General features: G+C 45.2%; 16 protein-coding genes, 1 tRNA gene and 1 other RNA gene. 9 read left to right on the top strand and 9 right to left on the bottom strand.

All coding sequences use genetic code 11. The features are described 5' to 3' along the window. Positions 1-34 precede the first annotated feature (34 nt). From AZI87_RS06110 to AZI87_RS06080, 7 genes are all read left to right on the top strand, one after another. On the top strand, positions 35-1,138 hold the full coding sequence (locus AZI87_RS06110; protein ID WP_063205494.1) for a winged helix-turn-helix domain-containing protein: 1,104 nt from the start codon (positions 35-37) through the stop codon (positions 1,136-1,138). Positions 1,139-1,147: 9 nt separating this feature from the next. Further along, positions 1,148-1,726, top strand: coding sequence for a hypothetical protein (locus AZI87_RS06105; protein WP_063205493.1), 579 nt, complete (start codon positions 1,148-1,150; stop codon positions 1,724-1,726). A gap of 65 nt (positions 1,727-1,791) precedes the next feature. Next, positions 1,792-1,867: transfer RNA gene (locus AZI87_RS06100), tRNA-Val, on the top strand. Positions 1,868-2,024: 157 nt separating this feature from the next. Further along, positions 2,025-2,552 carry a hypothetical protein gene (locus AZI87_RS06095; RefSeq protein WP_155722503.1) on the top strand — a complete coding sequence of 176 codons (528 nt, stop codon included), beginning with the start codon at positions 2,025-2,027 and terminating at the stop codon, positions 2,550-2,552. Beyond that, positions 2,552-3,745, top strand: coding sequence for a PilW family protein (locus AZI87_RS06090; protein ID WP_367613505.1), 1,194 nt, complete (start codon positions 2,552-2,554; stop codon positions 3,743-3,745). Before AZI87_RS06095 ends, AZI87_RS06090 begins: the two co-directional genes overlap by 1 nt. Next, complete coding sequence (locus AZI87_RS06085; protein ID WP_063205490.1) at positions 3,729-5,075, top strand: hypothetical protein; 1,347 nt, start codon at positions 3,729-3,731, stop codon at positions 5,073-5,075. Before AZI87_RS06090 ends, AZI87_RS06085 begins: the two co-directional genes overlap by 17 nt. A 150-nt stretch (positions 5,076-5,225) precedes the next feature. Continuing rightward, positions 5,226-5,765, top strand: a complete 540-nt coding sequence (locus AZI87_RS06080) for a hypothetical protein (protein WP_063205489.1) — start codon at positions 5,226-5,228, stop codon at positions 5,763-5,765. Between the two features lie 42 nt (positions 5,766-5,807). On the opposite strand, the gene AZI87_RS06075 is transcribed toward AZI87_RS06080, so the two are convergent. Then, positions 5,808-7,022 carry a hypothetical protein gene (locus AZI87_RS06075; protein WP_063205488.1) on the bottom strand — a complete coding sequence of 405 codons (1,215 nt, stop codon included), beginning with the start codon at positions 7,020-7,022 and terminating at the stop codon, positions 5,808-5,810. A gap of 255 nt (positions 7,023-7,277) precedes the next feature. On the opposite strand from AZI87_RS06075, the gene AZI87_RS06070 reads away from it, so the two are divergent. Both AZI87_RS06070 and AZI87_RS06065 read left to right on the top strand, forming a co-directional pair. After that, positions 7,278-8,018: a L,D-transpeptidase gene (locus AZI87_RS06070; protein ID WP_063205487.1), complete on the top strand. Its 741-nt coding sequence runs from the start codon at positions 7,278-7,280 to the stop codon at positions 8,016-8,018. Between the two features lie 100 nt (positions 8,019-8,118). Beyond that, on the top strand, positions 8,119-8,754 hold the full coding sequence (locus AZI87_RS06065; RefSeq protein ID WP_063205486.1) for a hypothetical protein: 636 nt from the start codon (positions 8,119-8,121) through the stop codon (positions 8,752-8,754). A gap of 129 nt (positions 8,755-8,883) precedes the next feature. Here the strand turns inward: AZI87_RS06065 and AZI87_RS06060 are convergent, their stop codons facing one another. From AZI87_RS06060 to ffs, 8 genes are all read right to left on the bottom strand, one after another. Beyond that, positions 8,884-9,276 (bottom strand): hypothetical protein, encoded by a 393-nt coding sequence (locus tag AZI87_RS06060; RefSeq protein WP_063205485.1) that lies wholly within the window; start codon positions 9,274-9,276, stop codon positions 8,884-8,886. A 66-nt stretch (positions 9,277-9,342) separates the two neighbouring features. Further along, positions 9,343-9,873 (bottom strand): 4'-phosphopantetheinyl transferase superfamily protein, encoded by a 531-nt coding sequence (locus tag AZI87_RS06055; protein ID WP_063205484.1) that lies wholly within the window; start codon positions 9,871-9,873, stop codon positions 9,343-9,345. A 23-nt stretch (positions 9,874-9,896) separates the two neighbouring features. Then, a complete protein-coding gene (gene nadA, locus AZI87_RS06050) occupies positions 9,897-10,862 on the bottom strand; it encodes a quinolinate synthase NadA (protein ID WP_063205483.1) in 966 nt (321 codons plus the stop codon). A 228-nt stretch (positions 10,863-11,090) separates the two neighbouring features. Next, a complete protein-coding gene (locus AZI87_RS06045; protein WP_063205482.1) occupies positions 11,091-11,684 on the bottom strand; it encodes a GTP-binding protein in 594 nt (197 codons plus the stop codon). Continuing rightward, a complete protein-coding gene (recR, locus tag AZI87_RS06040; protein ID WP_063205481.1) occupies positions 11,684-12,298 on the bottom strand; it encodes a recombination mediator RecR in 615 nt (204 codons plus the stop codon). The genes AZI87_RS06045 and recR overlap by 1 nt, the downstream gene beginning before the upstream one ends. 3 nt (positions 12,299-12,301) lie before the next feature. Further along, positions 12,302-12,625 (bottom strand): YbaB/EbfC family nucleoid-associated protein, encoded by a 324-nt coding sequence (locus AZI87_RS06035; protein ID WP_063205480.1) that lies wholly within the window; start codon positions 12,623-12,625, stop codon positions 12,302-12,304. Between the two features lies 1 nt (position 12,626). Further along, on the bottom strand, positions 12,627-14,408 hold the full coding sequence (dnaX, locus tag AZI87_RS06030) for a DNA polymerase III subunit gamma/tau (protein ID WP_063205479.1): 1,782 nt from the start codon (positions 14,406-14,408) through the stop codon (positions 12,627-12,629). A gap of 35 nt (positions 14,409-14,443) precedes the next feature. After that, positions 14,444-14,542, bottom strand: an RNA gene (ffs, locus tag AZI87_RS06025) — signal recognition particle sRNA small type. Positions 14,543-14,614: the final 72 nt, after the last annotated feature.

The raw sequence follows: 14,614 nt of genomic DNA, 5'->3' as shown, positions 1-14,614 counted from the left end.
TAATTCGAAATTTGTTTTGGAGTTTTAGGAACTTATGAACCAACTAGATCGTGCCTTTGAGCTCGGCAAGTTATACTGTGATCGCGGAGAGTTTTCTCCGGCGGTGGAGCATCTTCAAGAGGCTTCCAAAGGATACTTTGCTGAGAAAAATTTCTCTCAATACTTAAAGTGCCTTAATTTGCTTTTGCGTATCTTCGCTGAGCGCGAGCAATTTGAAGAAATCAATTCAACAAAAGAAAAACTTCAAGATCTAGTTCTTAAAGAAGGCTTCGAACTTAACTCCAAAACATACTACACACTCGCAGTGTGCGCTTCTTATAAGGGTCAACTAGAGACAGCGATGGACTATTTGCAAAAAGCATTAGCTATCGGTCTTGCTTCCGACAATAAAGAAGACATCTGTCACGCGATCTTCGGTCTTGCGATGGTTTATTCTCATCCGGCGACCGCTCGTCACTCTGATGCGCTTAAAGAAATCTACAATCTTCAAGTGTTCTTCCAAGTGTATCAAATGCCGGATCTTCAGGCGTCTTCACTTTTCTTGAACGCGGACATCTTAAAGCAAATGAAAAAGTACGACGAAGCTATCGAAGTACTTTGGAAAGCTTATGACATCGTTAAGGAAACTCGCAATGTCGTGATGTCGAACTACCTCATGGGTGGTTTGGCTGATGCGTACTTCGAGATCGGCGATAAGGATATGGCAAGAACATATATCACTCTTGCTCAGAAATCCGTCGATGCCGAAAATCACCGTCGCTTGGGCCGTATGGTGAAAGCTTTGGCGGAAAAAATCGGCGGTGAGACACAAACTAACTTCGATCTTATTTTCGATGAACCAAACCACTCAGTTATTGAGAAAAAGTTGGGACGCATCGATTTCAAAAACCAATTCATTCTTTTGGATCTTTTGCGTCTGTTTGTTCAGAATCAAGGTCACATTTATTCAAAAGAATTCTTGGTTGAAAACGTATGGAAGCAACCGTACGATCCTGCAATCCATGACAATAAAATTTACGTCACGATCAAACGTCTGCGTAAATTAATTGAACCGGATTACGAGAAACCAAAATATATTTTTAGAGCCAAAAATGGATATTACATGAATAAAGCGGCTCGAGTTCATTTCGAGCACTAGGGGGGATTCATGTTACGCAGCTTATTGTTAGCAACAATGATCGGACTCATGGGATTTACAGCTTCGGCTGCAAATTACTCTGAGACTACGACTGAAGAAGAACACATCATGCCGGCTGGCGATGACCGTTGGGTTCCATGGCCTTGGGCAATGGTTCAACCTTTCCCATGGTCTGATATTCAAGGTTTATGGAAAGTAGAGCAAGGGGACTTTACTTCTTACTTTGCTTTGAAAGTCGTTCGTCAAAAATCAACGGGCATCCGTCAGCTTCAAGTGAAGCAATTCGACGGCGATACTTGCCGTGTCCTTGCGACGGGTGTTGGTATCGAAAGAAGTAACAAAGTGCTTGCTCAAATGACAAGCAAATTGGGCGCGACTTACAGAGTTCAATTGTCAGCATTTAGTGAGAAGGACTTGCAGGATCTTACGATCCCACCTCTTAAAGGCGATATGCCGACAGAGGCGGTTATGGTTCTTTCAATGGGTGCGCTTGATAATAAAGGCATCGAAGGCATGGTTCATATGCAAATTATGAAGATCTCTGCCCATTTGACTCAAAAAGTCTGCCTTGAAGATATAAAAAAGTAAGAAACGTTAAAAAAGATATTGCTATTAAGAAGGACCATTGTTACAAAATGGTCCTTCGAGACGATAGGGAATTAGCTCAGTTGGTAGAGCGCCACCCTTACAAGGTGGATGTCGTCGGTTCGAATCCGGCATTCCCTACCATTTTTCTTCAAAATTTATCTCGCACTAAAAACCACCGACCAAGGTGGTTTTTTTATTTGTCACAAGCATTACAGTAAATCAGCGAACCCGGTTTATAGGCCAGAACATGAGGTAGGTTCCTTTACTTCGATTTGTTCGAAATATAGGCTGTCTCTATATGTACGTTTCCGGAACAGACGCTGGGCTCACTATTATCGAAAGCCTTGTTGGCATACTCGTCGTGTCTATAGCTACGATGGCGGCCGCGGTGGTTTTCAATAATTATTGGGCGGTTTCCTCGGATCTTTCTCGAGAAGGAAAGTCCAACGATCTTTCGGTGACGATCTTCACGGATATTTTTAAATCCCCACTTTATAAAATCAGAAATCTTTGTAGCGACAGAAATGCCTGGACCCAAAAAACCAGCAGTAGTTGCGAAAGCATCACCTTAGATAGTGAAAAGGTGGGAGTACCCATTAATGCGGATAATATCGAAGACATCCCCGCGATGGGTGAGCTTCTAGGAAAAAATTTAGCGCTCTTTATCGGGCCCCACTACGCGTCCCCCAGCTGCATCGACTTAATGTACTGCAGACATATTGTGGCAAACCAGCTTTTGGAGCTTTCGTTTAACTATTATTACTTCTCGGCGAAAACGCATAAGCTTGAAAATAAAACCGTCACAATTCGGAGAGGCCCTTGGTAGTGAATCAGCGCGGCTTTTCTTTGATTGAAATTTTAGTCGCGCTGAGTGTGACCCTTATCGGTATCTTTGCGATTACCACGGCGTTTTCAGATATCTCTAAAGATTTTAATAAAGTCTTTTTAAATAGGTCGATTAAGACCGAAGCCAATCTGCTGATGGGATTCTTGCAAAGAAATATGCTAAGGTCCGACATTCATTTCTATGGTTTTGCTGCACAAACTTCGGGTTTGCCGTTAGGAAGAGTTGTAATTCCCTATGAAGATCGATGTGCGAATCTTACTGAATCCTGCGAAAACTCGACATCTTACTTGTGGGTTTACTCTGATGTGAAGAGTCCGTCTCTTCCAGTTATTTGCCCCTTGGATGAAAAGACTCTCTTAATCGATGCCTCCGTCGATGACTTTGGGAATTTAAGTGTGTCGGGAAACTCTGTAGAGGTCGGAGCTAACGGAACGCAAATGCCGACAGGTGAAATCGATCTTTCGCAAAATACTGTTATCGCCTTAACGGATGAACCAAATTCAGTTCTATTTTCTGTCAGCGGAAATTTGCAAAAATTTGATCCTCAATACAACGCAGATACAGGCACATTTGCAGAACCTCGCTATGCTGGTAACTCTGACTGCATTAAATACACAAAAAATAGAAATCAGCTTTATACTCTTCCGATAAAACCATTCCTCATTCCTGACTCTGGTGTAAGTGCTCCGGACAGTCAGACAGTTTTAAATGCGATGGGGCGGCCGCCAGTGAAGCTGTCTCCTTTGAGGCTCATGAGTGTAGGGATGGGGCAGGTTGACGGCGAAATGAACATGGTCGTGAATGACTGCGCTTTAGATTCGACAAGCAAAATTTCCTGCACAAAAGTTTTTCTTAGAACCGAAGGCGTCGTTAGCCTACGTGCGCAGCAGATTTTCAATAAGCCCTTTGCCGGGGAAAAAGTCATTCGAGCCTCGGCGTTTTCGAAAAACTATTGCGATGGGTCCGGCTGTGAAGTGCTAACCATTCCCTCGCCATTGCCTGTTTCGTTAAATGGCGAGATTGATGGGCAGATTATAAAAACTTCCTTTTCATTGATTAAACAAGAATTCATCCACACCATCAGTTTCTATTTGCAAGTGAACCGTGATTACAAAGCGAAGAAGACAAATCCCGAACTTTTTAACGAGGCTTATCATGTCAGCTCGTTCTAATCAGCGCGGGAATATTGTGATGAGCTTAATGCTGATGGGAGTTTTAGGACTGATTGTTGGTGCTGTGCTCGCCATCATCAACGATCAAATTCACGAAGCCAAAAGACAACGACAAAGCTCTCAACACCGACTGACGTTAAGTTCCGCTATCGAAACATTTATGTTGGCCGTGCGCTTTGCGGAAGCGAAGTATATGATCGAGGCACGCCATTGCGATGATGCGCGGCTTTTTCTACGTGCTTTAGCAGAAGGCCATCGCTGCACGAAGCTGGGAGCCAAAAAAATTTCTGTATTTACGATGTCAGACCTTGCGGGGCTTTCGCCGGAAGAGCGCGCTCTTTTTTCTTATGCAAATGGATGGCAAATCAATGAAGACTCGCCGGCCGATGGACCGCTGACTCGCAAAGTGATTACCATCAATATGGAACGCATCCATGTTGATTTCTTTTATAATAACACCTTCACAACGAAGGACCGTGCGGAGTTTAACGCCGTTCTTTATGTCAATGGAGAGAGAACTGCTAACAATCGCTTCTCTTTATTTACGTCGGATTCGCCCAATCGAATGCATCTTGATTCGGGGGATCTGAAAATAGTTCAGCAATATCCCATTGCTAACGACCCTTGTCGCAATCAAATGTGGTCCAAGTATCGTCAGTACACCGGAGTTTCGTGCGATGACATCGCAAACCTCGGGGGAGGCACGGGAGTCGCTTACTATCGCGGCGACTTTTTTGGTTTAAGAGCTAATGATGGACAAATTGTTAATTTTCGAAATCTAAATAGTGGCTCTTACATGGTTGCTGAAAACGGTAGTTTGGCTGGGCACAAAGTCTTTCCGCCTTATGATAAAGAAGCTTTAACTAACATAGACGATATTGAAGTTGTCGGTGAAGACCAAGGCGAGGATCAAATCATTTCGGTTCACGGCGGCGGTGAAAGTACAGTCATCAGCTATTTAGAAACCTCGACGAAGACTCTGGTGCCTATATGTAAATTGGGACAGATGGGATGGTCTCATGGAATTTCCGGCATTGCGGGAACGACCGGCAATCACAGTTTAATATTCGATCCATCAAGCAGCTCCGCTAGCGTTTCGACGTTTTTACTGAAAACGGATTCTGGAAAAATTCTTTACGTTTTGGTGAAATCGATCGCGGACTCGGGAGAGCTTTCCGGATTAGAGCCCGAGTTTTTGATCACGCATACTAGCGGTCGAAGATTTATTTGTGTGGGCTTTCCAGACACCTATGAGCAAGATATCGAAAACAGTCGAACGCTGGGGTTGACTCGTGGAAAGCAAATCAGCAGACCATATTATATATTTTAAAGGGGAGTCATTATGAACGGTTTAAATACCATATTAGGAATACTGCTAATTTTCGCTGGCTCACAAGCTTTCGCCGCGAGAACTTTGATTTCCCCACCATTGGACTTAATGTCTTACCACGACTTTAAAAAAACTGTTTGGGAGGAGCCAATGCATCTTTCAGAAGGAACTCCTATTATTTCAGGATTTGTCGTCAAAGTGACGCTTTCAAATCTTTCAAAACTTCCTCAGACGGGAACGATTTCCTTCAATAACAGTTCAGGGGCGTTTGGCAACAACATGTGTTGTCCGGCTTACAGCATGAATACAACCTTGGTTGTGTGTGGTAACGTCAGTGGAACGAAAACCAGCAGCACTAATTCCATTACGAATTATGCTGGCGAAGGAAAGTGGTCGTTAGCGCCTAATAGCTCAACTGTGGTGAGTATCGTAGCTATGGGAGAAGGAACTTATTCTGCAACATTAGGTCCGGCAAAAACATTTGCAACTTCTATTACGTTGAGTGGGACGTTGAAAGTGACAGTGAACGAAGATCGCGGCGCTATTCAGGGATCTATTTCTACTTACCCGAATTCTTCTTCCGGCGGCACCTACTGTAGCTATTCTTGGAATAATATGATGTATGGTAAATACATCAACGTCAGTGGCACCGATCAAGTCATCCAGTTAAACGGGGGCAGGCCCTTTTAGTTAGTGGACACTGTCTGCCCCACGACGGCCTCTCTGATTTCATTATTTACTATCAAAAATCAAAACACGGTTGTTCATCGAATCAGCGACGATCAAACTGTTTTCCGCAAAGATCACTTCTCCGGGAGTCGCCATAGATCCTGCATTCGGCGGGTTGGGTGCCGAGTTCGTCGTCATGCTATTTTGCCCTAACACGCGATCGGCAGGTTGTTGAGTGCTTGTTGGAAACCGATCCCAGATAAGAACGCGGTTATTTCCCTGTTCAGATAAAAACATTTGCCCTGCGGGATTCGCACTGACCGAGAATGGAAGATTCATGCTGCTTCCAGAAATTCCGCCGACGTTCGCAGTATTAGAAGCAAAGTCAGGCTGACCTAAAACTAGATCCGCAGGTTGGCCATTCTGTGTAGGGAATGAGTTCCAAATAAGCACGCGATGATTTTCTCTGTCAGCAACTACGAACTTCTTTCCGTCAGACCAGACACTCGTTGGACCATAAAGTCTTGAAGCTGTAGCCCCATTGATCGTCGTAGAGTCACACGTCGTGAAATCAGGTTGACCAAGAACTAACGACGGTGAAGGGAGATTGCCTGTAGGAACGGAATCAAAAATCAAAATGCGATGATTGCCTGTGTCCGTGATAATTAATTTTCCGTTCACGACCGTCACGTGAGAAGGAAAGTGCAGAGTGTTTGCCGCACAAACACCGGGCATTGGAGTGACAAAATCAAGTGAACCAATCACCACATCTGCATTCGGATTTCCCGTGGTTGGAATGGAGTTGTAAATGAGCACGCGGTGATTAAAGGAGTCCGCGACGATCAATTTATTTCCGAAGGTTTTTGCCGAAGTGGGGCGGTACAGAGTATTCGCCGCAGGTCGACCGGCACCCGCGCCCCCGTTAGCTCCGCCACTCGTGAAGCTAGATTGTCCCAACACGGCTTCGGCTCCCGAGCCTGAGCTTGCGTGAATCGTCGCAAAAGTAGTGATGCGATTATTTAAAAACTCTGTGACCCGTAGGACTCCATAGGGATCCAAGTCCAATCCATAGGGAGTTTTCAACTTTGTTTGCGTGGTTCCCGAAGAGTCCGAAGTGAGGTTGGCTTGTCCAATCACGCGAGAGGCAAGTTGGCCGTCGCCTAGATTCAGTTTGTTGTAGTTTTGGCCGGGAGTATCAGAGCCTCCGCCTCCACCACCAGAACATCCAATTGATACGATTGCGAATAGGGCAGGAAGAAATTTCATAACGAACTTCATTTCACACTCCATTTTTGGGATCGCGTAGATATTGATGAAATTTTAGGAAGTCTTTGATGCGCGCGCAAATTTGATTCAGATGTCATTTAAAACGAGCTGACGAAGGGCTTATGTCAAATGTGGAATTATTTTCCTAATCTCTGATTTGTTACAAGATGACCAAAATTTGTACGCGCTTGGAAAAATTTTTGTTAGACCACGGGGGTATTGATTTTAACAAATCTTAATCTTTGCCAACCTTGATGGGGAGAATTCATGAAGGGCTTATTGACGATTTTCTCGTTGTTGTTACTTGCGACTCTATTTTCTGTAAACTCGTTCGCACAATCTCGCAACGAAGCCGAACGCCGTTTGATGGTTGAAGACAGCTACGAAGCTCCTCGTGGTCAACTTTTCGACGAAGAAGCTTACTTCCGTGGCGAGACTTATTTAAACCAATACACAAACGTGATCGTCATCAACAAAGCGGCTAGCGGCCCGATGGCGCAATCTCTTCGCCTTTACACAAACCGTCAGTTGATGCTGAAAACAAAAGTATCTACAGGTCGCGAAGATCTAGAGTACATCACTCCGATCCGTGGCGTGATCAATAAAATCTTCAAAGGTTCTACAGAGTCTCACTGGAGACACACAACTCGTGGTTTCTACACTATTAAACGTGTTGAAAACGCCAACTACCGTTCTGGCGAAAGCAAATTCAAAATGCCTTACGCGATGTTCTTCAATGAAAAACGTGGTTTGGCTGTTCACCAAGTCCCACCAGATCTTTCTGGCGGCGAAGCTGCAGGCGAGGCGATGTTAGGTAAACGTGCCTCTTCGGGTTGCGTGCGCGTTCATAAAAACCACATCTACACGATCTATTCTTCAGTTTTGGCAGCAGATAAAGGCCAAGTTCCAGTTCTTGATACACGTTCTGGCCGTCCCTTGGTGGATAAATACGGCGAAGTCAGATACGAGCGTGGTTATAAAACTATTGTGATCGTAGAGGAATACTAATCCGACGGTCCTCGTCTTGACCCTTACATTAAATGGTCATAAAAAAGGCTGGTTCACCCGGCCTTTTTTATTTTTAGGCCCCGGGTTTTAGGAGTTTAAAATGAGTCTTCTTGAGTTGGTAAATGTCCCAGATGAGCAACGCGATCATAAATGGGAAATCGATTTTTTCATGGCGATCACTCAAGGAAACGTAAAGCTTCTGCATGAAGCTCCTCAAAAAGGTCCCGATGGTTGGCCGTATCTTTTGGTCGAAACAGGCGAAGATGCGACAGAAAATGCGAACAAAGTCATGCAATGGTCCGCGATGAAGGGTGTCGGTATCGCCGTGAACCCTCGCAAAAACTATCCTGACTACGTTTTCACCTACGGCATGCTGTGGAATTTCAAAGAGACAGGTTTGTTCTACCAATCCGCTGACGAATCCATCGTCGGCACCGTAGAAATGCCAACAGGTCAAAAGCTGCACGCTGGCCCACCAAGTCCGCAATACCTTCCACAATACGTGCGCAACATCTTAAAAGACTTCTTCCGCGACCAAGCCGTGCTGCGCCCGCGCATCCTCGTAATGAGCACAGACCGCAAACACTACGACCTAGCATTCTCTCTAGAATCCCTAGGAAACCCACCAACCAAAGAACACCAAGGCATCGCCGAAGCCATCAGCTGGTTCCTGCCACCACACTATTCCGTAGTGCTAGTCTCAGAAATCGGCCTCCCACCATTCACCGATCTTTAAGGTGCCTGCTTCTTTTTTGGGTCTACGGTGCATCAAGACCAAAAGGTGCCAGGGGACTTTTGGTTGAAAATAAAAAAGCCTGCGTTTTTACCGCAGGCTTTTTTATTAACGAAAGAATTTAAAAAGCGATTAGTCCAATTCACCTGGCTTAGGCAATAGATCCATCAAGCATTCTCTCCAGTATTCTGGAGCTTCTTCGCTGTAATCAACAGCCACATAGAAACCTTTTTTACCTAGAAGCTGCGTGCGAGTGATCACACCAGAAATTTCCAAGTTCATTTCTTCAAGGTGCATGAAAACGCGGTCACCAATAAGAACATCCAAGGTCAAATTCTTGCGAAGAGCCGTTGGAATCAAATCGTCACGCTTAATCAACAACAGAAGTCCCGTTGAAGAAGCTTCTACGATCTCGCAATTTTTCGCGATCTTTGCGAAATCATCCAGTGATGTCAGATACGAAATGTGAATGGGAGAGACTTCTTTCCTTGGAGCCACTCTACGATTGTATTTTGCTGTTCCCATATTTACCTGCCTTCGAACGAGTACATTAACATCTGTAATAAACTCTTCGGCAGGACCAGACCAAAGTTAAGAGTAAAAAAGAAAAAAGCTGAACGTGTGTGTTGCGGAGTGAATAGTAACACCCCTGTTTTCAGAGGGAGAATTAAACTCACGAGCATTTATGAGTCGATATGTCTCAATCTGAGAATCAATATTTTGCCAGTCCCCTATAGAAATTTTCGAAAGGACCGAGGGCTGTTCATAGGGGCGAAGTGCTTTAAACGCAGCTTCTTTCGCGCACCACAAAGAAGAAAGACTGGGTGCGACCAGCATCTCTTCCTCTTTAGAAATGCGCGCCATTACAGGAGCCGTAACGCGCTCGCGGATTTCTACGTCGACACCGACGGAGGAAGGCGCAATCACAGCGACTCCAAGATCAGGGCAATGAGAGATAGAGGTATAAAGAGTGCGGCCGTTTAAGGCCTTCATAAGTTCACTGTTAATTAAGGGACGATTGTCAGGATTTTTACTTCCCCACTCAGTGTGCATAAGCACTTCAAGCTCAGAGCAGGGTAGGTGCTTTTTTAAGGACTCGATAACGCTTGCAGAAAGTGTCATGACTTCGAGTCCTTTTTAATAAATTAAACCGTAAATTCTTTCGGCCAAGAAACTTCTTTACCGCTAGTGATATCCATCATGCGATCCAAAGACGTCTTAGCTTTCAAACGCAACTCCTCATTCAGGTGAACCTGTGGTTTGAAGGTCTCAAGCGCGTACTTGATTTTCTCCATCGAGTTCATTTTCATGTAAGGGCAGTTGTTGCATGAACATCCAGAATCCAGAACCGGAGCCTGGATTAATTCAACGTCAGGACGCTTCTTCTGCATCTGATGGAAAATGCCAGTCTCTGTTGCAACGATAAATTTCTTCGCCGGATTTTTTTCAACTTCTTCAAGCAAGCGGGAAGTCGAACCAATCACCGAAGCATACTGCAGAACAGACTCATCACACTCAGGGTGCGCGATAACAACCGCATCTGGATGTTGAGCAATAAGCTCGACCAATCTTTTCGCATTGAAAAGAACATGCACTTCACAAGCGCCATTCCAGTATTCGAACTGACGATTCAATTTCTTAGACAACCAACGACCCAAGTGTTGATCAGGTCCAAAAAGAATTTTGCGATCTTGAGGAATCGACTCAACAATCTGCTGAGCATTTGAAGAAGTGATAATCACATCAGAAATAGATTTCACTTCAGCGGAAGAGTTGATGTAAGTAACCGCAATCCCATCCGGATGCTGACGACGCCAAGCCAAGTACTTATCGTAAGGAGCCCCCTTCACCAAAGAACAACTGGCTTCCATATCAGGAACCAAAACCGTCTTCGTAGGATTTAAAATCTTCACACTTTCAGCCATGAAAACAACACCAGCCAAAAGAATCACATCCTGCTGAACCTGCTGCCCCATCTTAGCCAAATAAAAACTATCACCAACATAGTCAGCCACATCCTGGATATCACCATCTTCATAATAGTGAGCCAAGATAACGGCATTCTTCTCTTTTTTTAAACGCTGAATATCAGCCACGATATCATAAGACATAAAAAAACCTCGGGCCCCAATTGTAACCCAATTGATCAACAACAGCCCTCATATACTGCCATCCAACCCTTTTGACCAGCCCAAACACACCGTAACCTGACAGGGAAAAGGCAAACCGATTTGGAGCCGTTCCAAAGCGAAATTAACTACCAAACGCGACAAATTTAAAACGATTGAGGCTTCTGGGAGGGAGGGGANNTCCCCTCCCTCCCAGAAGCCGGTCGATCGTTATAAAGTAGTTCCGCCCTTAAGGACGTTGATAATAGACTTAGAAACCGTCTTCAAAGACTCAAAAACGCCTTTTCCCTCAGATGCGCAGCCTTCGATTTCTGGCGCATTATAAGGATTCAAAGCACTTCGAAGTTCAGCCAAAGAGGCCACATTAGGAAGATCACGCTTGTTATATTGCATGATCAAAGGGATTTCGCGGATGTCGTAGCCTTGTTGTTCCAAGTTTCGCTCTAAATTGCGAAGAGATTCCAAGTTTTCGTCCATACGCTCGATTTGCGAGTCGGCGACGAAAATAACGCCATCCAAACCTTTTAGGATCAATTTACGAGAAGCATCGTACACCACTTGGCCAGGAACGGTGTAAAGATGAAAACGCGTCTTAAAGCCACGAATATCACCAACGTTCAAAGGCAAGAAGTCGAAGAACAGAGTGCGCTCAATGTCCGTATTCAATGCCACGAGCTTGGACTTTTGATCCTCCGCCGTTTTTTGATAAACCCACTGAATATTCGTCGTCTTACCGCCCAATGAAGGACCGTAATAGACCACCTTGCAGTGAATTTCTTTAGCATTGTAGTTAATAAAGGACATTACAGCTCCACTCTATTTTGCAGGGCACGACCCATAGTTCTATCATCTATGAAATCGATGTCGCTGCCAATAGGAACTCCATGGGCAATGCGAGAAAGTTTCAATCCTTTGCCCTGAAGGTGCTTAGCTAGGTACAAAATCGTCGTGTCGCCCTCAAGATCGGCATCCAATGCGAGGATGATTTCCTTGATGACGGGGCCTTGGCCACTCAAGCCCGCTTCGACACGTTCAACCAACTCTTTGATTTTCAAATCTTGAGGTCCGATACCTTCCAGCGGAGAAATCGCTCCATGCAAAACATGGTAGCGGCCACGGAAAGCACCGGAAGATTCGATACGAACAATGTCAGCAGGTTCTTCAACCACGCAGATAGATTCATCAGAGCGGTGAGGATCTTCGCAAAAACGGCAAAGATCCGTGTCCGTGTAGTTGAAGCAGCGAGGGCATTCATGAACTTCCGCTTTCACGCGCAAAAGCGCTTCGCTTAAACGCTCGGGGAAGTCATTATTGGTCTTTAGAATAAAATAAGCCAAGCGCTGAGCAGTCTTCGGCCCGATACCGGGAAGACGGCTCAATTCATGGACTAATTTTTCTAAAGCACCAATGTGTAGCATTAATTAAAACATTCCTGGGATATTCAAACCGCCAGTGATTTTTTCCATCTCTTTTGAAGATGTATCTTTCGCAGTTTTGATAGCTTCGTTAGTTGCAGACAAGATCATGTCTTGAAGCATTTCTACGTCGCCGGCTTTTAGAACTTCAGCATCGATAGTCAATGCAGTGATCATGTGGTCGCCGTTTACTTTTACTTTAACTGCGCCACCGCCAGAAGTTGCTTCGTATTCTTTTTTCGCAAGCTCTTCTTGGGCTTTTTTCATTTTCATTTGCATTTGATTGGCTTGCTTCATGAGCTGAGCCATTCCGCCTTGCATGCCTTTCATACTATCTCCCTGCGCCGTCGCGCTTCGTGTCTACGATGGATTTAATCTGCCCTTTGAAAACATCCTGGGCGGCTTTCACCATCGGATTTTCTGCGATCTTATTGCGAAGATCTTCTTCGGCCATTTGCTGCTTTTTCTGCTGCAAAGACGAAGCGGATTCTCCGGTTTGATCACGACCCATAATAACTTCAAAAGAATACCCAGCACCCCAGTACGAATCAATAAATCCTTGCAGTTTTTTACGCACCTGAGTGTCAGCCATTTGCTCTTTCAAGAACGTAAGCTTCGGAGGAACTCCCAAGGTTAAAAGCTTGCCCTCTTCCTTCGAGAAAAGCAGGTTTTCCACCTTCGCTGCAAACAGGGCATCATCCTGACGAATCAGATCGACAAAATCGACCCACTTATCTGCAGGTGTATTTCCCGCAGCCATTTTCTTAACAGGTTCTGCACTTTTCGTTACCGGGGTCGCAGGTTTCGTCGCCGCTTCCGCTTTCACGTGCGTCGTCTTAGCTTTCTCCAAAGCGGCTTTCATTGCATCGATGCCTTTTGGAACTTCAGCAACTTTTTGCGCTTCAGCTAAACGATCGTGACCTTTTGCAGGGGGAGTTACCGGCGGAGTGTAGGGCCTGGCCCCACCTGCGCTGTGAGAGGTGGGAACACCATTTTGCAACAGAGTCTTCAGGTCCACCAACTTCGGCGCAGACGCCATTCTTAACAAAGTAACTTCTAAAACAATTCTTGGATCCTGAGCGCGAGGAATATCATTGCCACCCTTTAACGCCATGTCGAAGAGCATGTGAATGTCTTCTTCAGAAAGTCGTTGCGACATTTCGTTCAAAGTTTGGATTTCTGACTCAGGCATTTCTAACATTTGCGCGGCTTGCGCTTGGGAGACTTTCACCAAAAGCAAGTTGCGGATTGTTTCCAGTAAGTCTTGAGAGAATAAATGCGGTTCAAATCCAGCAGCAGAAATTTTCTCTAACACACTTAAAATGGCTTGAGAGTTTCTGTCGATCAAAGCGTTCACAGCTTCAAACAACAATGTGCGATCGGTTAAACCTAAAATTTCCACCACATTAGCGCGAGTCAAAGGACCGTTAGCAAACGTGATCACTTGATCCAGCAAACTTTGTGAGTCACGCATGGAGCCATCACCCTGACGAGCAATCACCCACAGAGCTTCCTCTTCAGCCGAAACTCCATCTGCATCACAGATCATTTTCAATCTTTCTGTGATTTGACGAGTGCTGATTCTTCTAAAATCAAAGCGTTGGCAGCGAGACAAAATCGTTTGTGGGATTTTGTGAACTTCGGTTGTCGCCATGATGAAGATCACGTGTGAAGGCGGCTCTTCCAAAGTTTTTAGAAGGGCGTTGAAGGCACTTGTGGAAAGCATGTGCACTTCGTCGATGATGTAGATTTTGTATTTTCCACTGGAAGGCATGAAAGCCACAGTGTCGCGAAGTTCACGGATGGCATCGACACCGTTGTTCGAAGCTCCGTCGATTTCCATAACGTCAACGCTGGAACCGGAAGCGATTTCTTTACACGAATCACAGTTGTTACAAGGAACAAAACCCACGGCATTCGGGCAGCGTAAAGCTTTCGCTAAAATACGCGCGGAAGAAGTTTTTCCCGTACCGCGAGGACCTGTGAATAAAAGTGCGTGAGGCAGACGGCCATTTTTCAGAGCATTCGTCAGAGTTTGGGTAATATGGTTTTGCCCGACAACGTCAGTGAAAGATTGTGGACGCCATTTGCGTGCAATCACCTGATAAGACAAAACACACCCCTCAAGAAAACTTTCGCGAAAACAAAAGTGGCCGAGCACCCCATATCACATAGTCCCTCGAGTGCCGTTGCTTCCTTCCGGACCTAGCGGGGTTCGTCAAGGGTGCTATTGTATGGGACCCGGCCATGGGCAGGTGTAACTCACGGACGGGTTCATTACATTCGATAACTCGTTGTGCCATAGAGAGAAATTTGGGT

Source organism: Bdellovibrio bacteriovorus, from assembly GCF_001592745.1.
In the GTDB taxonomy this organism is placed as follows: domain Bacteria; phylum Bdellovibrionota; class Bdellovibrionia; order Bdellovibrionales; family Bdellovibrionaceae; genus Bdellovibrio; species Bdellovibrio bacteriovorus_B.
Note: the sequence above shows the minus strand (reverse complement) of the source record. Positions and strands in the feature narration are given on the sequence as shown.